Annotated in this window: 18 protein-coding genes and 1 CRISPR repeat array; of the genes, 5 read left to right on the top strand and 13 right to left on the bottom strand. The window is 35.0% G+C overall.

Translation table 11 applies throughout. The features are described from left to right. Positions 1-208: 208 nt before the first annotated feature. On the top strand, positions 209-2245 hold the full coding sequence (gene metG, locus EG358_RS10360) for a methionine--tRNA ligase (RefSeq protein WP_076559053.1): 2037 nt from the start codon (positions 209-211) through the stop codon (positions 2243-2245). 86 nt (positions 2246-2331) lie between these two features. Here metG and EG358_RS10355 read toward each other — a convergent pair whose 3' ends face one another. The 4 genes from EG358_RS10355 to EG358_RS10340 all read right to left on the bottom strand — a co-directional run bounded on the left by EG358_RS10355 (position 2332) and on the right by EG358_RS10340 (position 4397). Further along, on the bottom strand, positions 2332-2859 hold the full coding sequence (locus tag EG358_RS10355) for a hypothetical protein (RefSeq protein ID WP_076559055.1): 528 nt from the start codon (positions 2857-2859) through the stop codon (positions 2332-2334). 9 nt (positions 2860-2868) lie between these two features. Then, positions 2869-3432 carry a hypothetical protein gene (locus EG358_RS10350; RefSeq protein WP_123890086.1) on the bottom strand — a complete coding sequence of 188 codons (564 nt, stop codon included), beginning with the start codon at positions 3430-3432 and terminating at the stop codon, positions 2869-2871. Positions 3433-3437: 5 nt separating this feature from the next. Then, positions 3438-3809 (bottom strand): hypothetical protein, encoded by a 372-nt coding sequence (locus EG358_RS10345; RefSeq protein ID WP_076559058.1) that lies wholly within the window; start codon positions 3807-3809, stop codon positions 3438-3440. Positions 3810-4214: 405 nt separating this feature from the next. Further along, complete coding sequence (locus EG358_RS10340) at positions 4215-4397, bottom strand: hypothetical protein (RefSeq protein ID WP_076559060.1); 183 nt, start codon at positions 4395-4397, stop codon at positions 4215-4217. A gap of 6 nt (positions 4398-4403) precedes the next feature. Between EG358_RS10340 and EG358_RS10335 the strand changes: the two genes are divergently transcribed. Together EG358_RS10335 and EG358_RS10330 are read left to right on the top strand one after the other, a co-directional pair. Next, positions 4404-4784 carry a hypothetical protein gene (locus EG358_RS10335; RefSeq protein WP_076559062.1) on the top strand — a complete coding sequence of 127 codons (381 nt, stop codon included), beginning with the start codon at positions 4404-4406 and terminating at the stop codon, positions 4782-4784. 37 nt (positions 4785-4821) lie between these two features. Continuing rightward, positions 4822-5382 carry a hypothetical protein gene (locus EG358_RS10330; RefSeq protein ID WP_076559064.1) on the top strand — a complete coding sequence of 187 codons (561 nt, stop codon included), beginning with the start codon at positions 4822-4824 and terminating at the stop codon, positions 5380-5382. Positions 5383-5445: 63 nt separating this feature from the next. On the opposite strand, the gene EG358_RS10325 is transcribed toward EG358_RS10330, so the two are convergent. The 8 genes from EG358_RS10325 to cas9 all read right to left on the bottom strand — a co-directional run bounded on the left by EG358_RS10325 (position 5446) and on the right by cas9 (position 18323). Continuing rightward, positions 5446-7038 (bottom strand): glycoside hydrolase family 10 protein, encoded by a 1593-nt coding sequence (locus EG358_RS10325; protein ID WP_076559066.1) that lies wholly within the window; start codon positions 7036-7038, stop codon positions 5446-5448. A gap of 433 nt (positions 7039-7471) precedes the next feature. After that, positions 7472-7657: a hypothetical protein gene (locus EG358_RS10320; protein ID WP_076559068.1), complete on the bottom strand. Its 186-nt coding sequence runs from the start codon at positions 7655-7657 to the stop codon at positions 7472-7474. A gap of 90 nt (positions 7658-7747) precedes the next feature. Continuing rightward, positions 7748-9553, bottom strand: a complete 1806-nt coding sequence (gene typA, locus EG358_RS10315) for a translational GTPase TypA (RefSeq protein WP_076559069.1) — start codon at positions 9551-9553, stop codon at positions 7748-7750. A gap of 284 nt (positions 9554-9837) precedes the next feature. Further along, positions 9838-10386, bottom strand: a complete 549-nt coding sequence (locus tag EG358_RS10310; protein WP_076559071.1) for a type 1 glutamine amidotransferase domain-containing protein — start codon at positions 10384-10386, stop codon at positions 9838-9840. Between the two features lie 67 nt (positions 10387-10453). Continuing rightward, positions 10454-10729, bottom strand: a complete 276-nt coding sequence (locus EG358_RS10305) for a DUF1294 domain-containing protein (protein ID WP_076559073.1) — start codon at positions 10727-10729, stop codon at positions 10454-10456. Positions 10730-10776: 47 nt separating this feature from the next. Then, positions 10777-12594: a CRISPR direct-repeat array (repeat unit 47 nt; unit sequence GTTGTGAATTGCTTTCATTTTTGAGTATCTTTGAGATATAACACAAC). A 57-nt stretch (positions 12595-12651) separates the two neighbouring features. After that, positions 12652-12990 carry a CRISPR-associated endonuclease Cas2 gene (cas2, locus tag EG358_RS10300; protein WP_076559075.1) on the bottom strand — a complete coding sequence of 113 codons (339 nt, stop codon included), beginning with the start codon at positions 12988-12990 and terminating at the stop codon, positions 12652-12654. Between the two features lie 145 nt (positions 12991-13135). Then, positions 13136-14029, bottom strand: coding sequence for a type II CRISPR-associated endonuclease Cas1 (gene cas1, locus EG358_RS10295; protein WP_076559077.1), 894 nt, complete (start codon positions 14027-14029; stop codon positions 13136-13138). 4 nt (positions 14030-14033) lie between these two features. After that, entirely contained in the window at positions 14034-18323 is a 4290-nt protein-coding gene (gene cas9 / locus EG358_RS10290) for a type II CRISPR RNA-guided endonuclease Cas9 (protein ID WP_076559079.1), read from the bottom strand. 226 nt (positions 18324-18549) lie between these two features. On the opposite strand from cas9, the gene EG358_RS10285 reads away from it, so the two are divergent. Together EG358_RS10285 and EG358_RS10280 are read left to right on the top strand one after the other, a co-directional pair. Then, entirely contained in the window at positions 18550-19419 is an 870-nt protein-coding gene (locus EG358_RS10285; protein ID WP_123890084.1) for a hypothetical protein, read from the top strand. A gap of 17 nt (positions 19420-19436) precedes the next feature. Further along, positions 19437-20990, top strand: a complete 1554-nt coding sequence (locus EG358_RS10280; protein WP_083677004.1) for a TonB-dependent receptor plug domain-containing protein — start codon at positions 19437-19439, stop codon at positions 20988-20990. Between the two features lie 74 nt (positions 20991-21064). On the opposite strand, the gene EG358_RS10275 is transcribed toward EG358_RS10280, so the two are convergent. Beyond that, positions 21065-25579 carry a fibronectin type III domain-containing protein gene (locus tag EG358_RS10275; protein ID WP_076559081.1) on the bottom strand — a complete coding sequence of 1505 codons (4515 nt, stop codon included), beginning with the start codon at positions 25577-25579 and terminating at the stop codon, positions 21065-21067. Positions 25580-25870 lie beyond the last annotated feature (291 nt).

Raw genomic sequence — 25870 nt, 5'->3', positions numbered from 1 at the left:
CGAATTATTAATGTTAAATTGTTGATAATAAATATATTATATAAAATTATTCACTACATAATATCTGCTTAACAGAGAAAAATAATTAAACAAGCGTTTAACTACTATTGATTCATTTTGATAAAATAGCCTTTCTTTTTTGTAGAAGTTTTATAAATAGGCATTGCCAAATTATCTTTATCTTTGCAGACTTAAAACTATACTATAAATGTCAAACAGAAAGATGATTACGGCGGCTTTGCCATATGCAAACGGACCGGTTCATATTGGGCATTTGGCGGGAGTTTATATTCCTGCAGATGTTTATGCGAGATTTCAAAGAAGATCAGGAAAAGATGTTGCTTTTATCTGTGGATCAGATGAGCACGGAATTCCTATTACCATAAGAGCTAAAAAAGAAGGGGTTACACCACAGGATATTGTCGACAAATACCACGAAATCATCAAAAAATCTTTTTTAGATTTGGGAATTTCTTTTGATGAATATTCTAGAACAACATCAGCTAATCATCGTGAAACAAGTCAGGATTTCTTTAAAGTTCTTTATGAAAAAGGGAAATTTTCGGAAGAAATGTCTGAGCAATACTTCGATGAGCAAGCTAATGAATTTTTGGCTGACCGATATATCGTTGGAACTTGTCCGAATTGTGGAAATGAAAATGCGTACGGAGATCAATGTGAGAAATGCGGCTCTACCCTTTCGCCATCAGAATTGATTAATCCAAAATCGATGTTGAGTGGAAATGTTCCTATTTTAAAAGAAACAAAAAACTGGTATTTACCATTAAATGAATACGAAGATTTCTTAAACGAGTGGATTATCGAAGGTCACAAAGACGACTGGAAACCTAATGTTTACGGGCAGGTAAAATCTTGGTTAAATGATGGTTTAAAACCTCGTGCGATGACCAGAGATCTGAACTGGGGTGTTCCTGTTCCACTTCCCGGAGCAGACGGAAAAGTACTGTATGTTTGGTTTGATGCACCTATTGGTTATATTTCTTTCACCAAAGAATGGGCAGCGAAAAACGGGAAAGACTGGAAAGATTACTGGCAAAGTGAAGAATCTGATCTAGTTCATTTTATCGGAAAAGATAATATTGTATTCCACTGTATTATTTTCCCTGCGATGATGAAGGCTCACGGAGATTACAAAATGCCAAAAAATGTTCCTGCTTTTGAATTTTTGAATCTTGAAAACGATAAAATTTCGACTTCCAGAAACTGGGCAGTTTGGGCACACGAATATGTGGAAGAATTCCCGGGACAGCAGGATGTTTTGCGTTATGCATTGCTTTCTTCAGCTCCTGAAACAAAAGATAATAACTTTACGTGGAAAGATTTCCAGACTAAAAATAATTCTGAATTAGTAGGGATTTTCGGAAACTTCATCAACAGAGTTGCGGTTTTAATTCATAAATATTATGATGGAATCGTTCCTCAAGGTGATGTGAATGCTCCGGAATTAGCGGAAATCAATAAATCAGCGAAAGAAATTTCAGGATTCTTAGAAAATTACGAATTCAGAAATTCTTTAACAGCTTTAATGAATTTAGCACGTTTCGGAAACCAATATCTTCAGGCAGAAGAGCCTTGGAAAACCATTAAAGATAATCCTGAAAAGGCGGCACATTCATTATTTGTCGGAGCTCAGATTGCTGTTGCTTTAGCACAGCTGTGTGAACCGTTTATGCCTTTCAGTTCTGAGAAATTATTGAAAATGTTTAATGTTCAAAAATCAGATTGGAATACTGTTGAAACAAAAACCGTTTTAATTGAAACCGGTCACAAAATCAACGAATCATCTCTTCTTTTCTCAAAAATTGAAGACGACGTTATTGAAGCTCAGATTCAGAAATTAGAAAATACAAAACAAAGCAATAAAAAAACAAATCCTAACGCCAACCCAATGAAAGAGGAAATACAGTTTGATGATTTTACAAAAATCGACTTGAGAACAGCAACGATTATTGAAGCTGAAAAAGTAGAAAAAGCAGATAAATTATTAAAACTAACTGTTGATACAGGAGTTGATGTAAGAATTGTAGTTTCAGGGATTGCAGAAAGCTTTACCGCTGAAGAAGTGATTGGAAAGCAGGTAATGATTTTATTAAATCTTGCTCCAAGAAAAATCAGAGGAATCGAATCTCAGGGAATGTTGCTATTAACAACAAAACCAGACGGGAAATTATCTTTTGTCACGCCGGACGACAGCAATGTTGAGAACGGTATCGAGATCGGATAATCCATCTTTAAAATAATTTAAAATAGCTCCTTGTAAATTCAAGGAGCTATTTTTTTATTCGAATTTAAAACTTTAAGGTATAAAAATTAATAAATATTTATATAAGTAAAGATTGTTCCGCCGGATGTCATCGTAAACCACTCGGTTTCAGATACTGTCCCGACCCCATTCGAAGGATAATTACCCGCACATGGCGCAACACCTATATCATAATGATCATAAACCGTATTGATACTTGCAGGATCTCTTACATCGAATGAAAAGAAAGACCAATCTGTTGTAGGAGAAATGGTAAAGATATTCGGATGATTATACGGGATAACAGACGCCGGTGTGGTATTTGACATTCTTACAAGAAAATCATTTACAGGTATTGGTGCCACGTTTGCGGTATAATACTTTGGATAATCTGTCGTTGTGCCTGCCGGAATGGTAAAATTACCACTACCCAATGTATTCCCCATATAAAGCTCGGGAACACAATTCGTAATATCTGCAGCACGAAGTCTACCCGTTACCGTAAAAGCCGAATAGTTATTGATGACCAATGTACTTATCTGTGAAAATGCAATCGTGCTTAAAGATAAGCTTAAGAGCAAAAGTATTTTTTTCATAACATGGTTTTAAAAAATTTGTATATAAGTATATTGCGTACCGCCTGATGAGATTGTAAACCACTCAGCATCTCCATATAAAGTAGAAATATAAGATGGGCCAGAGAAACAACTATTGGTTCCATCTCCAAGATTTGCATTAAAATATGTTTCAGGTACACTTGTTCCGCCTGATGATACCGGTGTATTGGTGCCTGCAAAATACATCTGGAATTTGGTATGTCTCCAGTTGGTGTTAGTTGAAATGACTCCTGTAGGTGATAAAGTTACATGCCCAGGGACTCTTGGAACTGCAGGATTAGCTCCGGAAGTCTGCACCAGAAAAGTAGTAATACCGTTAGATGCTCCATCTGCATAAAACGGAAGTTTGTAGTCGGATAATGCCGGTACAATAAGCTGCTCGGGAACTGCAGGATATCCTATGCTTACCATCGGATAACATGTTCCCAGCGGTGTTGCCATCAATTGACCATGATAATCATATGATGAATAATTATTGATAATAAGCGTACTTTGCTGTGCTGAGATCATTCCACCTAACGCACAACATATCATTAAAAATTGCTTTTTCATAATAATTATAGTTTTGCGTTATTTCTTATCTGTGCCACTTTTTCCTGGTTGATCTGAATTGCCCATACCAAAATTGCAGAAACGTCTCCATTTGTTTTTTGCTGAATCTGGTTGTCTGTAACGCCTGTTGACTTAATAAGATCCATTGCAGAGGGAAGAAGAACCTTTTTTCTTCTGTCACTTAGTTCTGTACTTCCGCTCCTTCTCTCTTCTTCGGTTGGTTTATTGGCAGGATCACCTAAACTTCTCATTGCTTTATCAAACTTTTCCATTTCGGGAGTTTTCATAGATTCTACTGTGTTCACCGCCACGCTTTCGTTCGAACACGAACTTAGCAGCAAAGTTGAAAAGCTAAGTGTAAAAAGAATTTTTCTCATAGTAAATAAGTTTTTTGTTGTTAAAAATCTGTCGTTATATTATAATTTGATTATCGATTTAATTTGTACAAACTGAAAATTATATCCCTCAAAAATGAATAAATACTTTAAAATTTAAATATTCACAATTCAATGACATAATTTTAATTATCCAGCCTATTTTGCGATTATATAGCTGGCAAGGCTAATTTTATTTCAAAAATTAATGATTTAAAAACTTTAGCAAGTTAAAAATAAAAACAAAGGCATTATATTATCTAAAATTAATATTTAAATTTAATGGGAATTATTTATAAATCTACACCAAATAAAAACATATAACTTATTAATAATCAATTATTTTTAAACACAACAAAAACACAAATTTGACTTAATAACTAAAATTATCATAATAGAGTGAAATCGTTAATCATAATCATTCATATTGAATGCAATGCATAAAATATTTTCAGGTAAAACATTTAGAAAAATACCGTAAAGACGGTAATCGAGACCTATTTTATAAAGTACTAATTCATAAATCATTACAGCAACTGTTTGCGCATCAGGTTTTCTATGACTAGTTTGGCTAAAAATTAAATAACTCATACGAAAATGAAAAACTCAATCTCATGTCTGCTATTGGTAGCACTGACAATCTTTGGTTCATGCTCTTCTGAAAATGCTGTAGTAACGAATCCGGAAACTCTTAAATCACCAGAAATGGAAGCTTTCGCAAAAGCATTTAAAAATTTAAATAATCCTGAAAACAAACTCACTGACGAGGAAAGGAGAAGCGGAAGTACTGAACTAAGTGACCGACGAAAGAAAACACTTATTCCAGCATCGTTAGAATTAATAAAGTCTACAGGCGCTACAGATCAGGAAATAGAGCGAAAAACAAAAGGCGACATGAGCGCAATTATTGTATGGGCGATCCAGATCAACAACAGTAAAAACAGCGAGATCAAAAACAAAGTGCAGTCTGAGAACTAACTTTTTTATCCTTTAAAAAACTAATAATAAATAGATTATGAAAAAAAACATCTTAACATTATTCGCATTGCTGTTATTTGGAATATCTGCCAATGCGCAGCAGTCAATATTAATGATTTATAATTATTCGCCATATTTTCTGGAAGCAAGAATAGAGGCAAATGGCCTTAACGGAAGCTGTTATCCCAGAATTTCAAGCAATGATTACAGTAGTTTTAACATCACTTTTCCGCCTGCAAGTGGAGGCTCTCCTTTTGTTGCTAAATATCCAAGATACAATCAGGGGCCCTCTTCTAATCCATTAATTAACCAATGGCTCGTACAAAGCTCTGCAACGAACCCTTCAATATGGAGAGTTGCCGGTCATCCTGTATTTTATGATACCAGTATTTTTACAACCGACACAGACTGGACGGACTGTTTAATGGTTACCAGAGATGCAAACTTCGTCTACGGAGCCGAACTCGAATTGGGAGATCCTGCCTATAATTCATGTAATGGTCCTTCAGAAACCTATCAAAATAGATATCTTGTAGAAGGAGAATGGTTTACTATCACCTCAGGCTCACAGAAATTCACTTATGTGCAGGTATTTTAATCTAAAAGAACAGAGGCTAACGATTTTGTTAGCCTCTATTTTATTTTTAAGTACAAAAGAATATTACTTCACTTTCTTCGCCATATAATCGCTTTCATTTCCTAAACGATCAATCGCTTTTATTGCAATTGCATTTAAACTTTTACCATCTTTAAACTTAGGAATTTCTTTTGAAAGGTTATCTAAAGTAAGTATTTCTGATTCCCAAACTCCGTTATATTGCGTAAAAAGTACCCAGTGAAAAACATTACCTATATTTTTTGTGCTCCAGCTTGTTTGTACAGAACTTCCGTTATCATTGATGAATAGCGTTGGTTTTTCTAAAGGAGCCATTTTTATCCACGGGCTTTTCGGAGTCAGAGCTTTGTCTTTATAAGGTCCGTTTTTTAAGGTTGGAAGCATATTTGAACTTTTCGTTAAACCCGCAATACTCCAATGTATTTCTCCTGCATCATCCTTTAAAATCTGCCTTGACAATTCCACCTGATTTTTAATTTCACCCGGTCTGTCGGAAACTTTCACTTCAACTGTATTTAAGCCCGGCCAAAGATGGCGGTTCATTGTATTTTCAGATTTCCACCAATTTAACAGAGAAGCAAACGCTTGTCCTTTTGAATCTATCGGCCAATACAGCTGTGGAGAGAAATAATCTACCCAGCCTTTATTTAACCATAATTTAGCATCAGCAAATAACTCGTCATATTGCGAAGAACCTACAACTCCTTCCGGATAACCCGGTTTCCAGATTCCAAACGGGCTGATTCCGAATTTTACATAATTTTTTTCAGCGTGGATTTCTTTATAAATTCTTTCTACAAATTTATTGACCTGATCTCTTCTCCAATCTGGTCTCGAAAGTGTTCCACCTGAACTTTGATAGATTCTCCAGCTTTCGTGATCCGGAAAATCTACACCTCTGTTGTAGGTTGCATATGGATAAAAATAGTCATCAAAATGTATCGCATCCAAATCATATCTTTTCACCAAATCTTTTACAACATTCGAAACATGTCCCTGAGTTTTCGGATTGGCGGGATCAAACCAATACATTCCGTTTTTCAATTTAATGGTAATATCCGAAAGTTTATTGACCATTGATTGGTTAGAAACCGCTCCCCCATTAGAATGATGCGCTCTGTAAGGATTCAGCCAAACATGCAGCTCCATCCCTCTTTTATGAGCTTCTTCAATCCAAAACTGCAACGGATCGTAATTTGGATATGGGGGTTCGCCCGTTTTTCCGGTCAGAAAATAAGACCAAGGTTCCAATTCGCTTGTATACAAAGCATCTGCAGAAGGACGTGCCTGAAAAATCACTGCATTAAAATTATTTTCCTGAAGCATATTCAACATACTGATCGCTTCCGCTTTTTGCTGATCTACAGAGAGATTATTTCTTGATGGCCAGTTGATATTGGCAACACTCGCAATCCAAACGCCACGAAATTCTCTTTTGATCGCTGGAAGATTCACTCTAAATTCTTCATTTACAGGAATCGCTGCGATTGGCGGAACTAATTTGGGATTTGGAGTTCTAGTATTATTATTTGAAACTTTATTTTTTACTTTCGGAGTATTTTCTCTTACAGCGCACGAAGTACTGAAAGAAGCAAATATACCCAATATGCAGACTAATTTTATTTTAGAGATTTTCATATATGATTCCAAAAAAGGATTTCTGAGTTATTCAAAACACAAAACTAATGATATAAAGATAATTTGAGAAATATGTTACTGTAAAATTTAGTTAAAACGAAAAAAGCCCCGAAAATCGAGGCTTTTAGATTATTAAAAGAATAGTTTAATGCATTATTTTATTCTATGCAATATATCTTTTGCACCGTGATGAATTAAAAGAATATGAATTTCATTTTGAGATATGATAAATTATTCTGTAATTTCCTTCAAAAATCTCTCTTACATTATTATCGTCTATTTCCGAAACTCGTTTTCCGATAATCATTCCGGTTTTTAAAATTTCTGTTTTATTTTGAATTTTTTCAATTTGGAACCTCGCATATCTTTTTAGAATCTAGGCTTATAAAATCATAGATTTCTTTTAAATCTATTTTAGCTGATCTTAGCCATTTTATTCGAACCATTGTCCCATTTCCTTTTTGAGATCTTCTTCTGAAATGGTATCATTTTCATCTGATTCTTGTATTCTAGTTTCCAGCTTTTCTATCATGATTAGTCTTTCAATTACCTCATCTATGCTTATTTCATCCGGAAATTTATCGATCTGTTGATGTAATTTTTCTTTAGTAATTGTCATACTATTAATATTTTAGTATTGCTAAATTAGTAAAATAAAACAAAAAAAGCCCCGAAAATCGAGGCTTTAAATATATCTGAGAATGTAGGATTATGCTTTCGCTCCTCTTTCCATTCTTTTTCTTTCTTCTTCAGAAAGGATTTTCTTTCTCATACGGATGAAGTTTGGAGTTACCTCGATTGCTTCATCAGCCTGGATATATTCCATACATTCTTCAAGAGAGAATAAGATTTTTGGAGCAACTCCTGTATCTTTATCTTTTCCAGAAGCACGCATGTTATTCAATTGTTTTGCTTCAACGATGTTTACCACTAAGTCACCCGGCTTGTTTTGCTCACCGATAACCATACCTGCATAGATCTCCTCGCCCGGATCAACATAGAACTTACCTCTATCCTGTAATTTAGCAATAGAATATTCTGTAGCCGGACCTTGAGTTTTAGAAATCAATACACCGTTACTTCTTCCAGGAATCGCACCTTTGAAAGGCTTGTATTCTGTGAAACGGTGTGCCATAATAGCTTCACCTGCAGTAGCTGTCAACATCTGAGAACGCAATCCGATCAAACCTCTTGAAGGAATTTCGAATTCCATGTGCTGCATTTCACCTTTAGTTTCCATAATGTGAAGGTCACCTTTTCTCTGAGTAGCCAAGTCGATTACTCTTGAAGCATATTCTTCAGGAACGTCAACAACCAAAGATTCGTAAGGCTCACATTTTTCTCCGTCGATTTCTCTCAAGATAACCTGTGGCTGACCGATAGTCATTTCATATCCTTCTCTTCTCATTGTTTCAATTAAAACTGACAAGTGAAGAATACCTCTACCGAATACTAAGAAAGTGTTTGCATCATCAGTCTGCTGAACTCTTAATGCAAGGTTTTTCTCTAATTCTTTAGTTAATCTTTCTTTCAGGTGATTTGAAGTTACAAATTTACCGTCTTTACCGAAGAAAGGTGAATTGTTGATCGAGAACGTCATGTTCAACGTAGGCTCATCAATTGCAGTTCTTGGCAATGGCTCAGGATTTTCAAGATCTACGAAAGAATCTCCAATCTGAAAAGCATCAAAACCTACTACAGCACAGATATCTCCAGCTTTTACTTCAGTTACTTTTTTCTTTCCAAGACCTTCAAAAACGTATAATTCTTTTACTTTTCCTTTTAAAACTTTTCCGTCCGCTTGCGCCAGACCGATCCATTGAGATTCTTTAATTTCTCCTCTGATCACTTTTCCGATTGCAATTCTTCCTAAGAAAGAAGAGAAATCTAGAGAAACGATTTGCATTTGTAAGTTACCTTCCTCAATTTTAGGCTCAGGAACGTATTGTAAAATACCATCTAATAATGGGAAAATATTGTCAGTTTGCTCTAATGAAGTATTGAACCATCCTTGTTTTGAAGAACCGTAGAACGTTGGGAAATCCAACTGCTCTTCTGTAGCTTCAAGGTTGAAGAACAAATCAAATACCTGATCGTGAACCTCTTCAGGACGACAGTTTGGTTTGTCGACTTTATTGATAACCACTAATGGTCTAAGACCTAATTCTAATGCTTTCTGCAAAACGAATCTAGTCTGAGGCATAGGTCCTTCGAATGCATCTACCAATAAGATAACACCATCTGCCATTTTTAAAACTCTCTCTACCTCACCACCAAAATCGGCGTGACCAGGAGTATCGATAACGTTGATTTTAACGTCTTTATAAGTAACAGAAATATTTTTTGATAAAATGGTAATTCCTCTTTCTCTTTCAAGATCGTTGTTATCCATTATTAATTCTCCACTTTCCTGATTTTCTCTGAAAATGTTTGTAGCATGAATAATCTTATCAACCAAAGTAGTCTTACCGTGGTCAACGTGTGCGATAATCGCAATATTTCTAATGTTTTGCATGAATGATTTTTACGGGTGCGAAATTAGTGATTTTTAATTAATTAACCACTATCAATATTCATTTATTAACAAATTCATAATGAGAAGATTGATGAGCGATGATGAAAAACACGTTATAAATAGTGCATTTTCAATGGTTGAGATTAAAAAATTCTAATCCTGTGTTAGGTACGAATAATGATAAAAATTAAAATATAAGCTTTAATCTTTATGAAAATCAATATTATATAAAAAGAAGACCTGAATGCAATATTCAAGTCTTCCTTACTCCTAAATAAAACGTCTTATAAATTCTGATCTTCGTGTTTACCTTCATTGATTTCTTCAACCAATTTAGCATTAAATGCCGGCAAATCTTCCGGAGTACGGCTTGTCACCAAACCGTTATCTACCACTACTTCACTGTCTTCCCAAACGGCACCAGCGTTTTTCAAATCTTTACTGATAGAATTTACGGATGTCAATTTTCTGCCTTGTACTGCTTCAGCATTAATAAGGATCTGTGGGCCATGGCAAATTGCTGCAACCGGTTTATGCTGAGTAAAAAAGTCCTTTACAAAATTAAGCGCTTCATCATTAGTTCTCAATTGATCGGGATTGATTACACCTCCAGGCAGAACCAAAGCATCATAATCTGATGCGCTCGATTCACTAATTGTTTTATCAACATTGTATTCTTTTCCCCAATCTTTTTCTGCCCATGCTTTTATGGTACCAGATTTTGGACTAATAATATGAGCCGTCCAACCCTGTTGTTCCAAATGTTCTTTTGGAGATTTCAATTCACTTTCCTCAAATCCGTTTGTTGCTAGAATTGCAATTTTCTTTGACATAATAATATTTTTTGGTGTTATGATAGATATGTAAGAAAATATGATGCCTACTCCGATTATTGTGGTATTAAAAAATGTTAAAATTTATTTTAGAATTCTTCATTATTCCAAATATAATTAGCTGAACAAAAATTACGATAAGAAGTTTAAGAATAAAAGATTTTTTTGATGTTTTATGTCTAAAAATCATCATCGCTAACAATGCTCCCAAAGTACCTCCTAAAAAAGTCAAACTCAGAAGAAATAGTTCTGAAACTCTTCTTTTGCTTTTTTTGGCATACCATTTATCTGCTCCGAAAACTATAAAAGTCAAAATATTTGACACCACAAGAAAGTAAATCATTCGCAAAAATAGGAATATCTTTTATGAATATTCTTTGGGATGTGATACTATTTCGTTGCTTTCATTTTTGAGTATCTTTGAGATATAACACAACTAAGAGTAGCAGGCAAAGTAATATTTTACGGTTGTGAATTGCTTTCATTTTTGAGTATCTTTGAGATATAACACAACAATTTTAAACACCGACATTCCAGCTGACTTGTTGTGAATTGCTTTCATTTTTGAGTATCTTTGAGATATAACACAACTATTGAAAATATGCCTAGAGGCGCTACTTTGTTGTGAATTGCTTTCATTTTTGAGTATCTTTGAGATATAACACAACATTATCTTCAACGACAAGCACCCATATTTCGTTGTGAATTGCTTTCATTTTTGAGTATCTTTGAGATATAACACAACTATCTTATTGTTTGTAATTATAGTTTCATAGTTGTGAATTGCTTTCATTTTTGAGTATCTTTGAGATATAACACAACCGTAAAGATTATGAAGCCCCAGGAGGGTTAGTTGTGAATTGCTTTCATTTTTGAGTATCTTTGAGATATAACACAACCTTCTGACAATCTTTGTAAAGCAAGCGCTTGTTGTGAATTGCTTTCATTTTTGAGTATCTTTGAGATATAACACAACCCGCCGTAGATAATTACAAAACCTTCACCCGTTGTGAATTGCTTTCATTTTTGAGTATCTTTGAGATATAACACAACTTTTTGAATAATTCAAACAACAGAAGCAATGTTGTGAATTGCTTTCATTTTTGAGTATCTTTGAGATATAACACAACAAAGGTTGAAACTATCAAGTGGGTAATTGGGTTGTGAATTGCTTTCATTTTTGAGTATCTTTGAGATATAACACAACATTTATGGAATTTCTGTATTTAAGATGTTTGTTGTGAATTGCTTTCATTTTTGAGTATCTTTGAGATATAACACAACTACGACGGCATGTCGGGAATGCTGGCGAACGTTGTGAATTGCTTTCATTTTTGAGTATCTTTGAGATATAACACAACGCAAGAGGAACTGCATCTGAAGGCAATATAGTTGTGAATTGCTTTCATTTTTGAGTATCTTTGAGATATAACACAACTGGGGTCGATGGATATGTAGACAGAAAGTCGTTGTGAATTGCTTTCATTTTTGAGTATCTTTGAGATATAACACAACTAACGTCGCCTTATATACCGTATGGATCCTGTTGTGAATTGCTTTCATTTTTGAGTATCTTTGAGATATAACACAACTTTAAGTAACTTAATACGTCCAATACTTTCGTTGTGAATTGCTTTCATTTTTGAGTATCTTTGAGATATAACACAACCTGTGACTTATATCTCCATACTCTCCCACTGTTGTGAATTGCTTTCATTTTTGAGTATCTTTGAGATATAACACAACAAACTGATCTCTTTTTTATTATCCATGGCTGTTGTGAATTGCTTTCATTTTTGAGTATCTTTGAGATATAACACAACCTAATTCCGAAAGGTAAGTACTCATAGGCAGTTGTGAATTGCTTTCATTTTTGAGTATCTTTGAGATATAACACAACCCTGTTATTTTAGTTAAACTGTGAACTGTCGTTGTGAATTGCTTTCATTTTTGAGTATCTTTGAGATATAACACAACTTGGAGATTCCAAACCATCTGCGGTTATTTGTTGTGAATTGCTTTCATTTTTGAGTATCTTTGAGATATAACACAACTTCAAAATAAGTCTTCCCAGTGTAGTGCGAGTTGTGAATTGCTTTCATTTTTGAGTATCTTTGAGATATAACACAACAAAAGATGGCTCAGGAAAATAATCTATTGAGTTGTGAATTGCTTTCATTTTTGAGTATCTTTGAGATATAACACAACCTCAAAATTTAACCCATTGTTATTCAGTGGGTTTTGTTGTTTTTTAGGATTTGAAATTTAGAATAATTCGAGTTGTTGGAAGGTGGGCGGCGGTTCTTCTTTATTTCTGGAAAAGAATATTTCTATGTCGCCAAATTGCTTATCGGTAATACACATGATGGCTACTTTTCCTGCCTTTGGAAGATTAAACTTCGTGCGCTTAATGTGCACCTCAGCATTTTCGCGACTTGGGCAATGGCGAACATACATGGAAAATTGAAATAATGTAAAACCATCATCAATTAGGCCTTTACGAAAGCGGTTGGCATCTTTCATATTGGCTTTGGTCTCCGTTGGTAAGTCGTATAATACTAAAACCCACATAATTCTGTAAGCGTTAAACCTTTCGGCATTCATTTTTCATGGTTTTGTTTTGCGGTATAATGGTTGCAGCCCGACTTGAGCGGAAATCCTTTTTTGCATGCTCTCAAGTACTATTTAATGTGAAATTGTCTGCAAAAAAGATTGGGAGCGGAAGGCGGAAAAGCTGCCCATAAAAAAATTACTGTAATTCTGGATAGGAAATCATTCTTTTTTCGCCGGTGTAGCATTTATAAAGCGAGGTTGCAGTTGTTTTTACAGAAATTAATAAAGGTCTTGTTTTATCATCTATCCGAACATCTTTTGTGGCAATTTGGAGGATATGGGCTTTGAACTCTTTGGTTAATTCTTCGGTTTCGGGATGTATTTCAAGCCATTGCATGACTAGCAAATCTACAAATGGGCGGTAAGGCTCCATCAAATCATCAGCAAGACAATAAGGATTGTATTTATTTTTATGGAAAATTCCGAGAACCGGAAGCAATCCTGTTTCAACTATTGCTCTTGCGACAATACTTCTTAGAACGGCATACCCGAAATTGAAAAACTGATTGGGTGAATCTCCAAAACGCTGTCTCAGGAAATCCAAACTGATGAGATATTTCCAGTAATGTTGTGCGGCGATGCCTTCCATATTGGTAATATCACCGCTTTTAACATTGTTTTGATACTCAATCATCGGTTCGTAATAGTTTCCTAATCGCCGGAGAACTTCTTTTTGGTTCTCAATTTTACATTCGATAGTTTGTTTCCAGAGTTGCTTTTTGAGCGGTTCACTCGCTTCTAATTGGTCTTTTACCCTATCCGAATGTTCTGAATGTCCATACAATGGAAGCATAATTCCGTGTGGCAAATGATGGGAATCGCAACTTACTACTACAACATTATTTCCCATCATTTTCTGAATCAGTTGATGGGAAATCGTAATCTGGAAATGGTCTAACATCAATAATCCCAAATCTTCCACCGGCACACTCCCCTTTTCGATTTTAGTTTCCGGACAAAGGATTTTCATCTGATTGTCTTTGAGTTTCAGATAGGTGGGATTGCCGATGTAGATGGAACGGGTTATCATAGATTTATGTTTTTGAAATATTTCCTAAACGGTCAACATTTAGTTTTAAACAATGCTCTTTAACCATAGAACCATCAATTGCACGTTCCATTTTGTTTAAAGTTGAAAACTCTGCTTTATTAACAACTGATGTAGAAACATCTTGCCTCACAAAAAATATTTGACTACCCGAAAAACTTACAACTTTATAAATTCTTTCATTTTTTTCTTTTGTGAAATTTTTAAAATCAATGTTATTTACGTTTTCAAGCTCGTCTTCCGAAGGAATATAAACTAAATCATTTGGACACAGATAGAAATCATTTACTCCTTTTAAGTCGACAACAGACAATCCTTGTTTTTGTCTTTCAATAACAATATTCAAAGGAATTGTTTCATAAATTCTTTTTCCATTTTTATCTTCATAAACTGCAAAAAACAAATTTGTTCCTTTGGCAGCTTCCACGTATTTATCTTTTTTATTGCCAGTTTGCCCAACTTGAAATTTACTTCCTAATTCAAAAACTCTCACTTTATTGATAGGTTGATGAAGTTTTCCATCATTATATTTCTCAATATTTTTATTCATATCTTCAATTCCTTCAGGCGAAAATGCAGCTTCAGCACTGCCTTTAAATTCCAAATAATTTCTAAGAATTTTTTGAATTCCGGTATCTGTGATTGAATTAATCGATTTTAAATCAAAAGACGTATCAAGATTTTTTCTCGTTGCTGTTAATATTTTTCCTTTCGGAACTTTCACCCAAGGTAAATCGACCTTTCCGGAAACAGTTTCTTTATGCATTGGCTTTCTTATCGCCCAGTTTGTTCCGGTCTGTTGTATTTTTTCTTTAGTTTTGACGCCATCTTTCTCTACATATTTTTCATAATAATTGGTAGCTTTATTAATGACTCTTAAGTTTTGCTTAAAACTAACTATGATCTTATCTAAATTATTTTTAGCATCAATTGTAAAGCTTTCCCAAGGTTTTAAAAATTGCTTCGGAACATCTCTTTCTATTCTTTCGCCAGTTTGTGGACGCTTGTAAACCGCTTTCTCAAACTTCATCAGTTTCTTTTTCAAGTCGTAACGTTTAGTATCCGATTTTGCCGATTGATTATTCAATAAATTCACGTGGTCTTTCGTTGCACAAGCAATGACCAAAGCATCTAAAGCGTGATGGCGATGGTCTATTCTTTTCTTTGAAAATCCTTTTGAAAATTCAATCGGAACAGTTGGCAAATACTTTTGATGATTTTCGTTCCAGGCGGTAAAATCTGTTGAATTGGTAAGTTGATTCATCCTTTCAAAACGTGGAAGAATCAAATCATTCCAAACATCATTTAATCCCCAATCTTGCTTGAGTTGTGTGGTTATTTTTCCATTTCCGGGAACAATATTTTTAGAATTTACACCTTCATCGCTTCCATCTTCTACACGAACAATGTTGGAAAGAACACCTGAAATATATTTGCTGATATGACGTGTATCGTTCAGTTGTCGCTCAATCATTTTCTCTGGAATCTCTTCCAAAAGAAGTTTACTTCTTTTGCCTCGGTTATTGACGTAGTGTTTTTTAACAAAATCTTCATATTCATCAACTTCAAAAACTTTTACATTTTTCCCTAAACCAAGCTCAATAATAGTCCCTCCAAATTGCTTAATAAAACCCAGTCCAATATAATTATCTTTCAATTTATTCACCGCCGATTCGCAAATAATTTTATTGCTAAAACTGTCATCAAAATATCGGCTTTGCGGAATAATGTGTTCAATTTCATATTCTGGGGTAAATAATTTATTTAATGGAATAATCTGTCCAGTATAAGGCGATTTATATCTCTGTTCGAGCCAAAGTTTGTATCTTTTTAAATCTGATGAAGAAGGTTGTGCTGTTTTGCTAATCTTTAGAATATCATCTTCAATTTCGATGTCGGATTTTAAAATTCCATCTTCATAGATTTTTAAAATTTCCTGTTGCATTGGAGAATATGGACGAACATTTTCAACCGAATTATCAGTCATCATTTCAGCCAATAACGCTTTGATACGAAGATTGGTATTTTCGTTTTCAGAAATTTGCCTTGTCAGTTGCTCTCTTTCGTCGGCAGGAAGTTTCATTTCTCGCCCAAGTTCAATATGAATTTCATTGAAGAAATCTTTTGCTCCATTTCCATATTTTATCCAAATATCTTTTACAACACGAAGCGTTTCCGTAATCACCTGTTCTACAATTGGATTTCGAAGGGAATGTTGTTTAAATTCTTTTAAAAACTCTTCCAAATCATCTGTAGAGTTCCATTTCCCAATTATTGAAGCTTCTGAATGCCTTCCGTAAACTACATATTGAGCCAACCACAATTGCAGACCTTGGAAATCATTTTCAGACGTAAGATGAACTGCCTTTTCTCGGACTTTATCTTTGATATTTTCATCAAATTCTCCATTGATGATTTTCTGAATCCTGTCTTTCGAATATTTGTCAATATCGGCATAATTCCAATATTTCCCCAATCGCATCAAAGGCAATAACTTCTTAATCGCTTTTTCGGAAAAAGAGCCGTATTCACTTTTGAATGGCGGGAATTTTTTAAACGCTTCAAAGAAAGAATTTTCATCTAAATTATTTTTTCTGGCAAAAGATTTTAAAGCTTTTTCATATTCCATTTTATCGTTTACAGAATAGATAATATGCCAAATCTTCTGCTCAGTCTCTCTTGTGAAGAAATCATCAGAAATATTTTCAACTTTATCCAAACGTGACGAAATCATTGTTTTGGTTTCGTTGCAAGGATATTTTTTATCTTCTACAAAATTCCAGCGATACGTTTTTTCATTTAATTTAAAATGTTTCAACAATGCTTTTTGGTCAACTTCTTTTCTGTTATTTAGAAATTCAAACAGATTTTCGAAGTTTTCGGTTGTATTTAAAAATTCTTTCGTAACGTTAGAATCATCATCTTTTTTGTAAATATTAAGATTAAAAATCCATTGCCAGATGCGAAATTCCTGATAATATGGATTCGATTTCGGAATGGCTTTTAAAAATTGAATATACTCTACTCCATTTTCATCTTTGTATTTTCGAGATTCTAAACTACAGTTTGAAATGGATGATTTCTGACTTCTTAAAGGTCTTTGATAAAAAATTATATCCTCCATCAAAAGATGTACGAATTCTTTTTTACTTAAAGTCAATTGGTGCGCTTCATTATTTCGGTACAATTCACGAACGCAGTCGTTGTATAAATCATCATTTTTTAATTCTTGATGAAATTCTTTCTGCTTTTCTAAAATCTGTTTAAGTTCATCTTTATAAAATTTTCGCTCAATCGTACGAACCAATTTTCCTTTAATTTTTTGCTTTGGATTTTGAAGAAGCGCTTCATAAATATAGACACCGACGGTTTTGTGAGATTTATCAATTTCCTGTTCAGTTTTCTTTTTAACTAAAGTCCAATCTGTTTCCGCAGGAGCTCTGAAACTTCTTTTTTCATTTCCATCTTTATCTGTTTTAATACTTCCATCATCATTCATGTCAGTAGTAACAATAAAGTCTCTAGTTTTATCTTTCCAATCAAATAAAGGCGTTTTACTCGCACGTCTATAAACCCAGCCGTTTTCTAAAACTAAAGAATACCAGATATCAGATTTTCCCTTTTGCGGTTCATCCGCTAAAACATCTACAATTTTCAAAGAATAAAATTCTACCAACTTATTGGGATTCTCTTTTTCTTCCTCACCACGCAACTGATAATAACCACGTTTCTGATTAAAATTCAAAAGAATCCAAGCCAGTTCTGCTTTTTCTATTTTTTGAGAAATCGCTTTTTTGCGGAGATAATAAATCGTCCAATCGTAAGGGATTTTTTTATTATTTTCTAAAAGTTGAGGTTGATAGTTTTTAAAATCAGCAAGCATTTCTTCAAAAGAATTTTTGAAAACAAAACCCTCTTTATTATAAGCTAATTTTGGCTCTGTTTCTTCTTTAAATTTCCCAAATCTTTTTTCAAAATCAATTTGAGAAGCATAATGTTCTGGTAAATAATTAATGATATTCAAAACTCTGTGGAGTCTTTCTCTTCGTAACAAGAATTTTTCACGTAATCTTCTCACGCCTCGATAACCTGTTCTTGCAGCAGTTTGAGAAACGGAATTCCCTTTTCCGAAATCGCCCAAAACATCTTGAGACATAGGGATTATTCTGCTTCCCATTCCAAGAATTTCGCCTTGTTTGTTTTCAAAGTCTTCATTGATTAACGCCCAACCAATTGAGTTGGTTCCCAAGTCTAATCCAAGTATATTTTTTGCCATCACTATTTAGTATAATTGAGTTTCTTAAAAGTAGTAAGAAAATAATTCATGTAAATGTGGAAAACCGTAAACTGATTAAAAATATTATTTTTAGATTTGTATCCGAAAGCAATTCACAATAAGGATTATTCCGTTGTGAAAACATTTAGCGCCTCGCCTATCTGCGGGGCATTTTTATTTGAATAACAGCACTATTTATCACTTTTCCTCTAAAAAAAATGTATTTTTGAAATATATTAAAACAAGAATCTATACAATGAATATCTGTTTTTATCAAAAACCATTGATTGCATTATCAATAATTGTTGCTCCATTTTATTTTTCTCAGAACAAAGCAGAAGAAGCACTTAAAAAATTTGAGGAGAATTATCCACAGGAAAAAATACACCTTCTTCTTAGTAAAAAGAATTATGTTGCTGGTGAAAATCTTTGGTTTACCTCTTTTGTATTTGACGGATACAGCCCTTCAACGATTTCTACCAATGTTTTCGTTGAATTGTACGATCAAAATAAAAAACAAATCAGCAAAAAAATCTATCCTCTGATTAATGGTAAAGGCAGCGGAAGCATCAGTTTACCCGCAGATTTAAAAGAAGATGTTTATTACATTAGAGCTTATACCACATGGATGGGGAATTTCAGTGATGACTTTAATGAGATCTTGCCGATTACGATATACAATCCTTCATCGTCTGAAAAGTTGGTGAAAAACACTTCTGCCCCATGGTCTGCTGCTGTATTCCCGGAAAGTGGAACTTTTATTGATGGCATCAATACTAAATTTGCGGTAAGACTGCAATCAAAAGGGGAAACACCTACAAACTGGACTGGTTTTATCACAGAAATGCTGAACCCACAGACAAAACTGGTTACTTTCAAAGGGTTTGATCAAAATACAGGATCTTTTAGTTTTACACCTGTTGCCGGAAAAAAATATCAGCTTACAGTAGAAGATGAAAAAGGAATCAAGCAAACTATCAATTTGCCAGATGTAGCTGCTTCAGGAATAAATTTACAGGTTAAAAGTGAATCTGATGCTATAAAGTTTGTCTTTAAAAGTAAAAATATTGATCAAATGCTAAATATAAAATTTTAGGAACTATTAATAATCAGATGGTTTACAAAGCCAATGTCTCTCAAATTTCAGATAAGGTTTATACAATTCCGACCAGCCAATTGGTGAATGGAATCCTTAATCTTACGGTTTTTGATGAATCTGAAAATATTGTTGCCCAACGACTTAGTTTTGTACAACCTCAAGTTCTTAAACTTAAACAGCCGTCTTTAAAAGGGACTTCTCTTAGTTTAACACCTCGAGACAGCAATTCTTTCAACATAGAAAATAATCCGGCGATCTCAAGCTATCTTGTAAGTGTAACCGATAATGAAAGTGAAAATCCTGAGGACGACAATAGTTTACCAAGCACACTTTGGCTTACGGGAGATCTTACTTCAAAAATATATTATCCTGCCCAATATTTCGATGAAAACAGAAACACAGACGCACTGGATGCTTTATTGATTTCAGAAAAATGGTCTAGATTTAATTGGCAGACCATTATGTCTGGAACTTTTCCGGTTATCAAATATAAGCCTGAAAGCTACCTTTCATATAAAGGAAAAGCAACTAAATTGGGGAAACCTGCTTCAGAAGAAGAGATTAATTTAATTTTTAAAATGCCGGATCAGGGAATTAAATATAATCTGATTAAAACGGACAAAGAGGGAATGTTCACCTTAAGTGGTTTGGTTTTTGAAGATTCGATGGCATTTTCCTATCAGCTCAATCACGAGAAAGCTAATAAAAATTCGGTACAGGTTTATTTTAAGCCTGATTTTTCATTCTTACCTTTACGAGGCAATCTTCCTTCTACCAATTATACACTTACAAAACGTCAGTCGACTGATCAAATTCCTCGTGAAATAGAACGTGCAGTATCAAATAAAAGTTCACAGACTAACTTAAGGGAAAAAGAAACGCTTATTGAAGAAGTTAAAATTAAAGCACAAAAGAAAGATTTAACAAAAAAACTTAATAATGAACTTAGCAGCCCACTTTTTAGAAATGGAAACGAAACTGTTTTTGATTTTGTGAACGAGAATCAGAATGCGCAAGCTTCCATGAATATTCTGCAGTATCTACAAGGTAGAGTTGCCGGTCTTCAGATTCAAATGCAAAACGGCACTTACACCGCTACTAATCGTGGTGGCGCTGTAGAGTTTTTTTTAGACGAAATGAGAATTGATGCAAGCCAGATTTCTACTATTCCTGTATCAACTATTGCAATGGTGAAAGTAATTAAAGGAAATTTTGCGGGAAGCTTCGGAGGAGGAAATGGAGCTATTGCCATATACACCAGACGTGGCGGAATTACTGGCTCTGCCGCGATCGATACTACTTTACCGTCTAACCTTAAAGAAGTTAAACTAAACGGCTACGACAAAGAAATACCTTTTAAAAATGGAATCTACGACGAAGAAAGTGCGAAATCTATCCCGCAAGATAAAAGAAGTATTTTATACTGGAATCCTTATTTAGAAAGTAAATCCGGAGAACCAACTATTGTACAATGGTATAATAATGATGACGCAAAAAATTTCCGGGTTATGATCATTGGCTTTGACGAAAATAATGACTTTCTATATTACAATGATGTTTTAAAATAGCACATCTTTCTTTTATAAAACAAAATAAGCTCTCAATGATGAGAGCTTATTGTTTACATGGAAATTAAAAACAGTTATTCTTCTTTAATGAATTTTTTCTGTACATTTCCTTTTTTATCGTCAATATCAATGATGTAAACTCCACTAATAAGTGCACTGACATCAATTTTATTGTTAACGATCAATCCACTCGATATTAATCTTCCGGCAGCACTATAGATTTTATAATTTGCTTTCTCACTAATATTTTTAACATTCAATATTGATTTTACCGGATTTGGATAAATCAAAATATCTGTCTGATTAACCGAATTTACAGTTGGCAGTTTTGATATTCTTACCGTATAATCTTCTACTTCTCCATCATCAAAGCTGATGCAATTTACAGGGATGGCGCCTTTAGCCATAGCAACTCTCATCACAACATATTTAGAATTGGTCATACTGATGAATGCATCAGATGGAACACTAAATGTAGCACTTGCTGTCGGATTTGAATTAGGTCCGTCTGCAATAATTCTTTCATTAAGATCAAAGGTTCCGCTTCTGTCGAAATCAATCCATACCGCAACTCCAGAATCTGCTCCTTGAGTTTTATCAATAGTAATTTGATTTCCCGTTGATCCTTGAATCAATTCAATAAATTTTTTAGGATCTCCTGTATAATCAGAATAAGTAGCTCCCGTCGAAACATTGATCATTTCAGGTTTACCATTTGGTTTAGCAGTAACTTTTGAAATATATTCTGACGCAAAATTAGTTGACTGCATCTGACAATAAATCACTGTAGGTGTAATAAAATAGTACAAAGGTGTAAAATTACCTGCTGCCCCTGTACAGACATTAGCGACCTGCATTTCATATTTAGTTAATTCTAATAATCCTGTTATCGTGTAGGTAGTGTTACTTACATTAACAGTCGTCCAACTAGGTATTCCTACTTTTCTGTATCTTAATATATAATTATTTGTAGCTCCAGTCCCCGTATACGCATCCCAAACCACTTCCGCAGTTGTAGGTGTCAATTGAGTAATGGTAAATCCTGGCGGCGGCACTTCACAAACTCTCATTGTTGTAAATATCTGTGTAATTGACCACGGGTTAGGATCGGTTTCTCCGTTACAAATACTTGCTACCTGCACTTCATAAGTCTTATAAGACTCAAGATTTGGTATTGTATAAGTGTTTATTGGTGGTGGTGGCAATGTTGGAGTATTCCAAACGGTACTTCCCACCTCTCTCCATCTTAAGACGTAAGTAGCATTCGGGACAAGCGGGTTCCAGGTTACCATTGCTGAATTTGATGTAATATTAGATATTACTACATTCGGAGGTTCAGGATCGCATCTTGTTGTAAATGTCTGTATTGGAGTATAAGAACCTGCTCCACCGCTTCCACAAACTGCAGCTACTCTTACTTCATATTGTGTTGCAGGAGTTAATCCGGTAATAGTCACCGGTGGATTTCCTCCTAAAACAGAAAGATTCAGCGTTGTCCATGCAGAAGCTGGGTTGGTAACCGCTCTGTATTCTAACACAAATGCATTATTATTGGCAGCTGGAGTCCAGTTAATAATAACCGAATTATGGGTTATTGTTGTAAAAGCAGGAGTTCCTGGAGTAGCATTATTACAAGGTCTTAATTTTACCGCATAATCTTCTACCTCTCCATTCGCTGCATCCTGACACATCACCGGTGCACTTCCACGCTTTAGGACAACTCTCATCGTTGTAGTGTTCGTTCCTGTATAAACTCCCGTTGCAGGAACATCAAATGTAGCATTAACAGGTGTTGTGGTATTGGAAGGAGTAGTCATTATTTTCTCACTATCTGTGAAAATACCGTCTCTGTTCCAGTCAATCCAAGCATGTACGGAATCTCCGTAATTAGTTCCTGCCCAAGCTTTTGATACAGCAATCTGGTTACCTAGCGAACCTATTTCAAGATTAATTAATGTTGCTGGTGTCGTATAGCTAGTATAATTGGTTTGAAGTGAAATATTTTCCATCATCGGAAAATTGACAGGCGTTACTTTTACATTAGAAATATAATCATTTACTCCTGTTCCATTCATATTACAATAAGTAACAGGTGGTGTTGTAAAATCAAGCAATGGTGAGAAAGCTCCCTGATTTCCGCCACATATGGTAGCAACCTGTACCTGATAAGCAGTTTGCTCTGTTAGACCCGTAATTGTGTGAAAGCTCTGCCCGACAGGAAGTGTTAATCCAGCTGCACTTGGCAACCATGGTCCTGTAGTTCCCTGTCTCCATCTTATGACATATGTTGCATTAGCTGCCGGCAGCCATGATACATACGCTGAATTATGAGTAAGGTTACCTACAGCAATATTTGTAGGAGGAGCTGTTGTACACGGTTGAAGATCAATAAATTTAATATAATAATCTTCTACTTCTCCGTTACTCGTAAGGTTAGCACAAGGATCTGTCGGAGTATTAAAATAGACAATAACACGCATTTTAATTTTACTCGTACCAATATAAGCATTGGCGGGTACATCAAAATTTGCAGTTACAGGAGTTGTACTAGAATATCCCAGATTCATAATTCTTTCTCCTCCCGCTGTACCTACAGGACTATTATTAAAAATTCCGTCACCGTTAAAATCAATCCATGCATAAGTGGAATAGGTTCCAGAAGCAATTGATCTTCCAACCGATAATGTATTATTAACCGAATTTCTTAATAAAGTAATGGTCTTTGAAGGATCATTAGAATAGTCTGTAAAAGTACTTGGTCCTGAATTATTAGTTGTGGTTGGAACATTGGTTCCTATCATCGTAATGTTATTGATATATCCGTTGGTCACCGTTGCCGTACCCGAGTTACAGTAAGTGAGAGCCGGAGTAGTAAATGGAACTGGTGTTGAGAAAGCACCCTGAGTTCCACAAATCGTAGCGATCTGCACCTCATACTGAGTTTGCTCAATTAGCCCCGGAAGTATCACATTATTTGTAAATGGTGTCGTAACGTTAATCGTTTGCCACGCCCCGGATGGTAAAGCTCTATACCTTACGACATAGGTAGCATTCTGAGTGGCAGTCCAAGATACCGACGCAGAAGTTGCCGTGATATTGTTTACTGCAATATTTGCAGGTGGTACATTTGTACAAGAAGGCAAAACAGTACCTGTAAGCTGCAGTCTCGGCAAAACAGCATATCTGCTTGTACCCGCAGGCGGATTTAGCGGATCAGGATTAGTCGTAGTATTATAATAAATCATCCCTCTGTTGGTTCCTGCAGAATAACTTCCCCAGTTGGCTGTACAAGATGTTCCTGTAACATTTTCATCTACTGCAACTACCACATTGCTCGTTCCGTCCCAAAGGAATGGTGTCGCAAGAGGAATATTGATCCAAGTTCCGGCAGTCATTGCAGGCAGTGTTCCGGTGTAAACCTGAGTCATCGTTCCTGCAGGAATCCAGCTTGTGGTTGTAGCAAAATCATTTTGAGTTGTATTTCCCATATAAACAACCCATTGGTTATAATTTGCCTGATTAGCTGCTGTAGTCGATACAAAAAACTTAACTGATGTAATCATATTATTCGTCCCAACAGCACTTGCTATTTCTGTAGGGGTATAAATCTGCTGAGAATAATTAAATCCTGAACAAGAATATACCGGCAAAAATGCATGAGTTGCTGTACCGCCTCCAATCTGCCCCGGAGTAAAAGGATCACCCTGTACCCATAAAGATTTATCTGAAGCTGAACATACTGAACGAACCCACCAATAATAGGTACTTCCACCAACCAAAGGAGTGATATTAGCTGAAAAACCGGGAACAATAGTTCCTACTGTTCCTGCTGTTGGAGGTGTATTTGTAGTACTGTAATAATATTCATATCCTCCTGCAGGTGCGGGAGCCGGCGCTAACGGAGCAGCCCAGTTCAAAGTTGCAGAATTCGGAGCTATATTTGTTGCGGTTCCGACAACGGGCTCAAAACATGTTGGCGCCTGTATTACCTGAACTTCATCCAAAAGTACATCATCATAAAAATATCCGTTACCGGCAACATCTTTATCAACTGTAAATTTAAGCTGAATCGTCGCTCCTACGTAAGTCGCTGCAAGAGGAACCCCTACCGTTCGCCATTCTGCAGCATTACTGTTATCAGACCATATCTCAACCCAGCCGCTTCCGTTATTTACTTCAAGCTTCATTCTGTTATGCTCGTAAGGAGGAACGGTTCCTGTTGCTGAGGTAAGATGATTTTTAAACCATTCAAACTTCACAAAAGGATTAGTAAGTCCGGTTAGATTGATTTGCGGACTGATAAGCTCAACCGTGTGTTCATTAGTATATGGAGAGCTGGCATCTACCCAGGCAAAGGTTCCCGCAGGTTTACCTCCGTTTCCTGTTGCACCATAACCTGCAGATGTGCTAAATCTCCATTTAACGTATATGCTGGTGGATGAACTGGTTGGGTTTTGGCTCGTCCAGCAGGTAGGCAAAGCCCCTGTGCTGAAAGACTGTAAAAATGGGACGGGCAAAGCCGTACATTGTGCGGAGACTTTGAGCTGAAAGCACAGCAAAATCCCCAGGATCATTAAAAATCTGTTCATAATAGTAGAATATGGTTAGTAAATGAATAAGATGTTTTCCGGATTAAAGAAACATCTGAATTTGTAAATACAAAAAAAATAGAAAAAGTAGAAATTTCTGTCATAGGCATATATTTTGTGATAATTCACAAATATAGTATTTTTATTCATACCATAACATGATTACCTAATACATTTATATATCCTACTAAAATTATAGATTATTTATCTGTTTCAGTAAATTAATGAATTTAATTCAATACAAATATTCTTACTCGTTATTCATTTAATACATACCGTCAAGTAATTAAT

Source organism: Chryseobacterium indoltheticum, from assembly GCF_003815915.1.
Taxonomy (GTDB): Bacteria; Bacteroidota; Bacteroidia; order Flavobacteriales; family Weeksellaceae; genus Chryseobacterium; species Chryseobacterium indoltheticum.
This window is presented reverse-complemented; position numbering and strand designations above follow the sequence as displayed.